Origin of the sequence: Senegalia massiliensis (genome assembly GCF_009911265.1) — a bacterium.
GTDB classification, from domain to species: domain Bacteria; phylum Bacillota; class Clostridia; order Tissierellales; family SIT17; genus Anaeromonas; species Anaeromonas massiliensis_A.
The window spans coordinates 1-6,575 of sequence record NZ_QXXA01000032.1 but is presented as its reverse complement, the minus strand read 5'-3'; the positions used below and the strand labels follow the sequence as shown (position 1 = coordinate 6,575).

Below are 6,575 nucleotides of genomic sequence, written 5' to 3'. Positions count from 1 at the left end.
AAAACTTGAAAAGATATTTCTTCAAAATCTTCTATTACTATTAATTCTTCTGTTATATTTCCTCTTGTAACTGCCTTTTTAAATGTTGTATCAGTTATTTTTTCATATTTAATATCTCCATCATATGCTGATACATAAAACTTCTTTTTATAAAAATATTCTTTTCCTTGATATATATATTTGAAATATTCACTATGATGTAATCTCATTCCACTACCCCTAAATCCTTTTTTAGAGTATGATCCATATGCTAAATTCATTGATTATTCCTCCTCGGTTTGATATAATTAACGTATAATAATTTTAGTAAGTGACCTTTTCCAGATTGCCGTCTGAAAGGGTCTTTTCTTTTGTAAAGATTAAACTTAATGCTGCTCCTGCTACTTCTTCAATTTCTTTTGTAATGCTTGTCCATTTCTTTTTTTCATGGTTTTCTATCACTCCATCACATGCGATAGTTATCATGTCATTACTTATGTTTTCTAAATCATTTACTTCCTTTTGAAACTTCAAAACTGATTTTGCGATATCTGAATAATGTATTTTAGGTAAATATCTTCTACCTACTTCTGTAGACTTTCTAAGATGTTCATATGCTAACCATTCAGATTTATAAAGGTCTATCATTTTACATACGATATCATCTGGAGTTGGTGTTATTCCCCTTTCATATGCTGATAGAGAATCTTTAGATACTCCTATAAATTCTGCTGCCTTTTCTTGTGTAAAAATAGTAGTTTTTCTAGCATTTTTATATATGTTTTCGTATCTACTATCCATTCATTTTCACCTACTTTCGTTATACAATATAATTAATAACTACTTAATACTAGTTAAATCGATAACCTCATCCTTAAATCTAGGCATGTCCTTAACTTTCCCTACAAACTTCACTAGAATCCTTTTCTTGGGTGTCATCAAGGCACCTCCTTTCTGCTTCATATCTTCTCCTTACTGCTATAGCTAATATAGAAGTAAATGTATAGAATCTTTCTTCTATATCATCTGTAGAAACTATTTCTACTTCTACTATTTTAGGTGTTGGTAATCTTGCCATTTCTAACCCTCCTCTATTTATAGCTTGTCCCCTTATGGTATAATTTTCTAAAGGGAGCTGATTCTAATGATTAAATATCTAACTAAAGAAAATATAGCTTTAACTTTATCAATCATAAGTATTGTTTTAGCAGTGATATCATTTATAAAAACTTTAATAAATGAATATGTTAGGCTAAACATTTCTTATATTTCACATTTTTCTCATGAAGTTAATAATGAAACTACAATACTAATCTTTATGACTATTACTAATAAATCAAGATTACCTATTTCATTATCCAGTGCTTACTTAGAAATAGATAATAAAAAATATCATTTTGATTGGCGTCCTCAAGAGGTATTGAGTGAAACTACAAAAATAAATAATCAAATAGTTGATAGAAAAGTAACTTATACTATACCAATGCCTCAGACTATTTTAGGACTTGGTGCTTTAGGTGGATATTTTGGCGTTGAAACTGATTTGTCAAATAAATACATTGAAGAACATCCTAATGCTAAAATAATCCTACATACTAATAAAAAAATATTAGAATTTCCTATAATACTTTCTAAAAATACAAAAGTATAATAGCAGTTGTTGCACATATCATACTTATCAACGATAAAACTAAAGTAACTCTATCACCTTCCACTTCTCTCACCTCCTCACAGTTCCTCATTTGCCAATATTTACATCAAACTTTACTGAAGCCAATTCTTCCGCCAAAGTTTTGGCTTCTTTTAAAAGTTCAACATATCTCTTTGCCTTAACAATAGATTCATCTAAATTATCAATATTAACTTTCACGTTGATTTCTTTTTCCACTCTTTTCACTCCTGCTAAATTATTTGTTGATATATATCCTGATGCATCCATGAGTTCTTCATATGAAATATCTAAGCAATAAGTTAACTTTTTCAATGTTTCTGGATCAGCATCACTACTTGCATTTTCTATTCTAGATATAGTTGAATTACTAACACCTGCTGCTATCGCTAATCTTCTTTGAGAGTATCCCTTTTTAATTCTTAACTTAATAATTTTATTAGCAAGTCTTTCTCTGTTAACCACTTTTCTTCACCTCCTTGCAATACCTAAGTTACCATTTTTTACAACTTTATCGGCAACTACTATCATGAGATAATTAATTATGTTCTTATTTTATGCAGTATGATTTGTTTCCGTTTTAGCGACTTCATTATCAAAAAAAATATCTTCTATCGGCATTCCTAAAAATTTAGATATTTTACCTGCTTCCTCTAAAGAAAATCTTATATTTCCACTTTCCTTTTTATAGTAAGCTGCTTTAGTCTGAAGTCCTAAAACTTCCGCCATATCTAGAGCTGAAATATTCCTTGCATTTCTAATAGATCTTAAATTTTCATACATATTCTTCCCTCCTTAAGTTTCTGTTTTGGCTACCTCTTAAATACATTATAATCTCTATTATAGAAACTGTCAACCCTTTTTTAATGAAAAGTTTCTATTTTAGAATAAAGATTTATTTTCCATTATGGATATTATATAATTGAATTAATTAATATATTGAAAGTAGGGATTTACTTGAGAATTAGAGAATTAAGAAAAGAATTTAACTTAACTCAAGAAGAGTTAGGAAAAAAAGTTGGTCAAACTAAATCTAATATTTCTAAATATGAAACAGGTGCTTTAGAACCTGGAATAGATACCCTTAATTCTTTAGCTAGAATCTTTGATGTATCTATAGACTACTTATTAGGCAATACTGACCAAAGAAATATATCTATAGATGAAAAATATAAAGAAGTATATGATGTTGAAGAAGCTATGGAAGTTATTCTTTCACAGCCTGGACTAATGCTTAATGGTGAACTTTTATCTGATGAGTCTAAAATAATACTAGCTAATTCTATATTAAATGGTATTAGAACAGTTAAGGAAATTGAATCTAAAAAGAATAAGCAAAATAAAAAGAGTGATGATAATGAACAACGAAATTAAGGAAATTGTAGAAGGTCTTATTGAAATGTCAGATACTCGCAATCCTTTTGAAATATGTGAGTATCTAGGTATTGTATTATTATATGAAGACTTAGGACCTGAAATTTTAGGATATTATCAAAAGACTGAATCCAATCATGAGATTTTACATATTAATAATCAGATAGATGAAACTCTACAGCAATATATTTGTTCTCATGAATTAGGACATGCTGTTCTAGAGCCAGACATAAGCCTTAGCTTCTTTATAGAGAATCCATTATTAGTTAAAAATAAGCCTGAAATAGATGCTGATAAGTTTGCTGCAGAATTACTATTGGATGATAGTTTAGCTGAACGCTATCCTACTTTTACATTGGAGCAAATAGCTGCAGCTGAAAATGTTCCTTTAAAATTAGTTAAGTTAAAACTTAGCAATATTTTTTTATCATAAAAACAGAACATATATTCTATGTTGTATAACTATATACCACTAGAAATTAATTTAAAAGTGATTTGTCATAATATTGATATAAATAAGCTTATGACAAATTAAAAGAAAGATACTGAAAAAGCATAGAGTGACTTTTAAACTCTATGCTTTGAATATCAATAGTTATGTAGTTTTTTATTAGTTTGTCATAATGAACATTATGTAAAACTTATTAGTCTTTTTTAAATATAGGATATATTTCTCTTTTCAAAAAAATAAAGTTAAGATATCCCCCACCAAATAATACAATAAAATATTCAATTAAGTTTAATATTTTAAAATGATTAAAAATTGGTGCTTTATAAAAAAGATAACCTATATATAGTAAAAACAAAACTATAATTATAATTTTTTTAACTATATTATAAAATTTCAATTTATACCTTCTTTCTTTATTTATTAAATATTATTTAAAATGGCAATAATAATTCAATTGTAGCAACAATAATATTTATAACACTTTTTCAAGCTGTATAATACCAGCGCAATAAGATATTTTTGTAAAACTGATTTTATTGTTTGGAAATAATTCTTTTATTTCATCCAAAACAAAATATACTTCTTCGTCATCCCAATAATCTAAAAATTTTGTTCTACATCGTTCTAATAATTCTCTTGTTTTAAAAGCTACATCTCCAATAATAATTTTTCCATTATTAGAGAGATATTTCTTTAACTCATTTATAAACTTTACTTTCTCATCATCTTTTAAATGATGCATTGCATACGTACTGATTATATAATCGAATTTTATATTTTTGAATACTTCTGGTAATCCTTGAGTAATATCATGTTTGTATAATTTAGAGGAAGGCATCTTTTCTTTTGCTATTTCTATCATTTTTTCAGAGAAATCAATACCGTATATTTCATAGCCATCATCATACAGTTTTTTTGTTAATATTCCCGTTCCAAATCCAATGTCTAATATCTTTGCCTTTTCTTTACTATGGACTATATTATAAATACTATTTAAAACAACCTTATATCCTGCAAATGGATATTCATCATTGTCCTCACTTAATTCAACACTTTTATCATATCCGTCAGCCCATAAATCAAAACCTTCGTTATCTAACAATAGTTAATTCCTCCTTATTTATCGGATATAAAAATGAATAATAGCTAAAAATAACTATCATTAATAATTATTTCTTATCCTCTTAAATACTGCATATATTCACAATACATTTATTTAAATGTTTTAAAGCTCTTACTGTTTTTTGAGTTTTACTTAATTCTTATTAAGACAAATTCAATAAATGGAATAATTTAAGTCATCTAAATCTTGTTTGTTTTATTTATTATACATTTAATTTTTTATTCTTATTAAAATAATCAATAATATTTAATATAACACTAACTATAAGTATAATAAAAAACCATATAAGATAATTTTTTATATCTTTAAAATCATAGTTATAAAAAATTATTAGATTACTTAATAAAAAAATAATTGAAATTAAAATCATTTTTTTATTAAGTTTTATTTCTTTATCTTTTATATGTTTAGATATTAAAATAACATTTATAAAGTAAATTAAAAATAATAATGTAAAACTACCTTCTAAATTAAATATAAATTGCGATAGCAAAATACTACCAAATACTATTATTAATATAATTAAATTATATTTCATTTGACTATTTTCCATAATCTCACTCCTGAATTTTTTATTTTAATTACATATTATCAGAATATACAGAATCTAAAAAAATCATCCGTATAAGAGATATTAAGTATATGAATGTTCTTGAAACCTTAAAAGAAACAATTAATATAGCTATCGCAAATATAATTCCTATAAAATATAAAGGAAACCAAACACCTAAAAAGTATACATTTATTTTATCAACCTTCTTTATATTTATAAATTACCGGCCAATTTATCCTCCAAAAAACAGGTCTAACAAATTTGAAGCAGTAGAAGTTTCTCTATTATATAGCTCTGAATATCCACATTCTTTACAATATACTACTAAAAACTTATTGTTTTGTACGTCAAAGATTTTTGAAAGACCAGATCCAGTAGTTGATATTTCTTTAGTTGCAGCATTTTTACTACCACATTTAATGCAACCCTCATTATCCATATTAATCACTCCTTTAATAACTTTATACTCATTATAATTGTATCATATTTATCACAAAAATAAAGATTATGAGCTGACCAAATAAATGTAATTTTGATGGTCAAAATTACCAACTGAAGTAATGTTGACAGTTTGACATTTATATACCAGAGGGGATATCACATATGGGAAGAGCATAAGAAAACAATATTATAATCCATACTAAGCTTTACTCAATGAATATTAAGTAAATTCAAATATTTGTATTGAAGAATAGAAAATACTATTTATAATTTCTTATAAATAATCAATCCATAAGTAATAGAAGCAATCATCATAAAAATTAGTGCAGATATAATTAAATTACTTTCAAAAAAATAATCGTATATATTTTCCAAAACTATAGTAAAAAACACCACAATGATAAATGCTAAAATTTTTCTTTTTACAACATTATTCATAAATTATTCCTCCTAAAAGAATTTATTATATTTAACTTTTACTTAATTGTACTTGTGATAAATTCAATAAAGTTATTAATTTTTATTTAAATAATTTCTTTTTATAATTAAACCTATGTTATTCGCAGACCAAACAAGTAATATAGCAGGAACAACCCTGCTCAATAAATCTTCACTTGAACTTATCAGTCCAGACATAATGACAAAAACACCTGCAAAACAAATAATATTTATACCATTTTTACTTTTAGTATTCATATTTAATTATTCCTTTCTAAATTATCAACATATTCTTTAGCTTCTTTAAGACCCATTCCTGTTTCTTCTCTAAGTCTTTTTATAGCTGGTATTTTTTTATCATCTGCTATGAGTTCTTTTAATTCTTCATCTATATTTATCTCTTCTATTCCTAGATGATCCATTATTCTATTTAATTTTTTATTCATATGATTTATCTTAAGCTCTGAAGAATCAGGAGAAGCTACTAATATTCCTATTATAATTAATAATAATGCAATAATCCATATTTCCATATCAAATCTCCTTA

General features: G+C 25.6%; 14 protein-coding genes. 3 read left to right on the top strand and 11 right to left on the bottom strand.

What is annotated here, in order from left to right; genetic code table 11:
• From D3Z33_RS16290 to D3Z33_RS16280, 3 genes are all read right to left on the bottom strand, one after another.
• On the bottom strand, positions 1–260 hold a 260-nt coding region (locus D3Z33_RS16290), incomplete at its 3' end, for a hypothetical protein (RefSeq protein WP_160198830.1).
• A gap of 43 nt (positions 261–303) precedes the next feature.
• Positions 304–780: a helix-turn-helix domain-containing protein gene (locus D3Z33_RS16285; protein WP_160198829.1), complete on the bottom strand. Its 477-nt coding sequence runs from the start codon at positions 778–780 to the stop codon at positions 304–306.
• Between the two features lie 91 nt (positions 781–871).
• The gene (locus tag D3Z33_RS16280) at positions 872–1,057 is read right to left on the bottom strand and encodes a hypothetical protein (protein ID WP_160198828.1); all 186 of its coding nucleotides are present in this window, start codon (positions 1,055–1,057) and stop codon (positions 872–874) included.
• Positions 1,058–1,123: 66 nt separating this feature from the next.
• On the opposite strand from D3Z33_RS16280, the gene D3Z33_RS16275 reads away from it, so the two are divergent.
• Complete coding sequence (locus D3Z33_RS16275; protein ID WP_160198827.1) at positions 1,124–1,630, top strand: hypothetical protein; 507 nt, start codon at positions 1,124–1,126, stop codon at positions 1,628–1,630.
• 87 nt (positions 1,631–1,717) lie between these two features.
• Here D3Z33_RS16275 and D3Z33_RS16270 read toward each other — a convergent pair whose 3' ends face one another.
• Both D3Z33_RS16270 and D3Z33_RS16265 read right to left on the bottom strand, forming a co-directional pair.
• Positions 1,718–2,113 (bottom strand): helix-turn-helix domain-containing protein, encoded by a 396-nt coding sequence (locus D3Z33_RS16270; RefSeq protein ID WP_160198826.1) that lies wholly within the window; start codon positions 2,111–2,113, stop codon positions 1,718–1,720.
• Between the two features lie 90 nt (positions 2,114–2,203).
• On the bottom strand, positions 2,204–2,431 hold the full coding sequence (locus tag D3Z33_RS16265) for a helix-turn-helix transcriptional regulator (protein ID WP_160198825.1): 228 nt from the start codon (positions 2,429–2,431) through the stop codon (positions 2,204–2,206).
• Positions 2,432–2,605: 174 nt separating this feature from the next.
• Between D3Z33_RS16265 and D3Z33_RS16260 the strand changes: the two genes are divergently transcribed.
• Both D3Z33_RS16260 and D3Z33_RS16255 read left to right on the top strand, forming a co-directional pair.
• The gene (locus tag D3Z33_RS16260; RefSeq protein WP_160198824.1) at positions 2,606–3,022 is read left to right on the top strand and encodes a helix-turn-helix domain-containing protein; all 417 of its coding nucleotides are present in this window, start codon (positions 2,606–2,608) and stop codon (positions 3,020–3,022) included.
• A complete protein-coding gene (locus D3Z33_RS16255) occupies positions 3,006–3,455 on the top strand; it encodes an ImmA/IrrE family metallo-endopeptidase (RefSeq protein WP_160198823.1) in 450 nt (149 codons plus the stop codon). The genes D3Z33_RS16260 and D3Z33_RS16255 overlap by 17 nt, the downstream gene beginning before the upstream one ends.
• 490 nt (positions 3,456–3,945) lie before the next feature.
• On the opposite strand, the gene D3Z33_RS16250 is transcribed toward D3Z33_RS16255, so the two are convergent.
• The 6 genes from D3Z33_RS16250 to D3Z33_RS16225 form a co-directional block, all read right to left on the bottom strand.
• Positions 3,946–4,575, bottom strand: coding sequence for a class I SAM-dependent methyltransferase (locus tag D3Z33_RS16250; RefSeq protein WP_160198822.1), 630 nt, complete (start codon positions 4,573–4,575; stop codon positions 3,946–3,948).
• Positions 4,576–4,798: 223 nt separating this feature from the next.
• Entirely contained in the window at positions 4,799–5,149 is a 351-nt protein-coding gene (locus tag D3Z33_RS16245; protein ID WP_160198821.1) for a hypothetical protein, read from the bottom strand.
• Between the two features lie 232 nt (positions 5,150–5,381).
• Positions 5,382–5,588: a zinc ribbon domain-containing protein gene (locus D3Z33_RS16240; RefSeq protein ID WP_160198820.1), complete on the bottom strand. Its 207-nt coding sequence runs from the start codon at positions 5,586–5,588 to the stop codon at positions 5,382–5,384.
• 266 nt (positions 5,589–5,854) lie between these two features.
• Positions 5,855–6,028, bottom strand: coding sequence for a hypothetical protein (locus tag D3Z33_RS16235; protein ID WP_160198819.1), 174 nt, complete (start codon positions 6,026–6,028; stop codon positions 5,855–5,857).
• Positions 6,029–6,103: 75 nt separating this feature from the next.
• Positions 6,104–6,286, bottom strand: coding sequence for a hypothetical protein (locus D3Z33_RS16230; protein ID WP_160198818.1), 183 nt, complete (start codon positions 6,284–6,286; stop codon positions 6,104–6,106).
• Positions 6,287–6,288: 2 nt separating this feature from the next.
• Positions 6,289–6,575: ribosomal protein L7/L12 (locus D3Z33_RS16225; RefSeq protein ID WP_207708361.1), on the bottom strand; the 287-nt coding region annotated here is incomplete at its 5' end.

What these genes read in the sequence shown, in the direction of transcription:
- D3Z33_RS16285 (WP_160198829.1), bottom strand. Translation starts at nt 780, where the DNA reads ATGGATAGTAGATACGAAAACATATATAAAAATGCTAGAAAAACTACT.
- D3Z33_RS16280 (WP_160198828.1), bottom strand. Translation starts at nt 1,057, where the DNA reads ATGGCAAGATTACCAACACCTAAAATAGTAGAAGTAGAAATAGTTTCT.
- D3Z33_RS16275 (WP_160198827.1), top strand. Translation starts at nt 1,124, where the DNA reads ATGATTAAATATCTAACTAAAGAAAATATAGCTTTAACTTTATCAATC.
- D3Z33_RS16265 (WP_160198825.1), bottom strand. Translation starts at nt 2,431, where the DNA reads ATGTATGAAAATTTAAGATCTATTAGAAATGCAAGGAATATTTCAGCT.
- D3Z33_RS16255 (WP_160198823.1), top strand. Translation starts at nt 3,006, where the DNA reads ATGAACAACGAAATTAAGGAAATTGTAGAAGGTCTTATTGAAATGTCA.
- D3Z33_RS16245 (WP_160198821.1), bottom strand. Translation starts at nt 5,149, where the DNA reads ATGGAAAATAGTCAAATGAAATATAATTTAATTATATTAATAATAGTA.
- D3Z33_RS16240 (WP_160198820.1), bottom strand. Translation starts at nt 5,588, where the DNA reads ATGGATAATGAGGGTTGCATTAAATGTGGTAGTAAAAATGCTGCAACT.
- D3Z33_RS16235 (WP_160198819.1), bottom strand. Translation starts at nt 6,028, where the DNA reads ATGAATAATGTTGTAAAAAGAAAAATTTTAGCATTTATCATTGTGGTG.
- D3Z33_RS16230 (WP_160198818.1), bottom strand. Translation starts at nt 6,286, where the DNA reads ATGAATACTAAAAGTAAAAATGGTATAAATATTATTTGTTTTGCAGGT.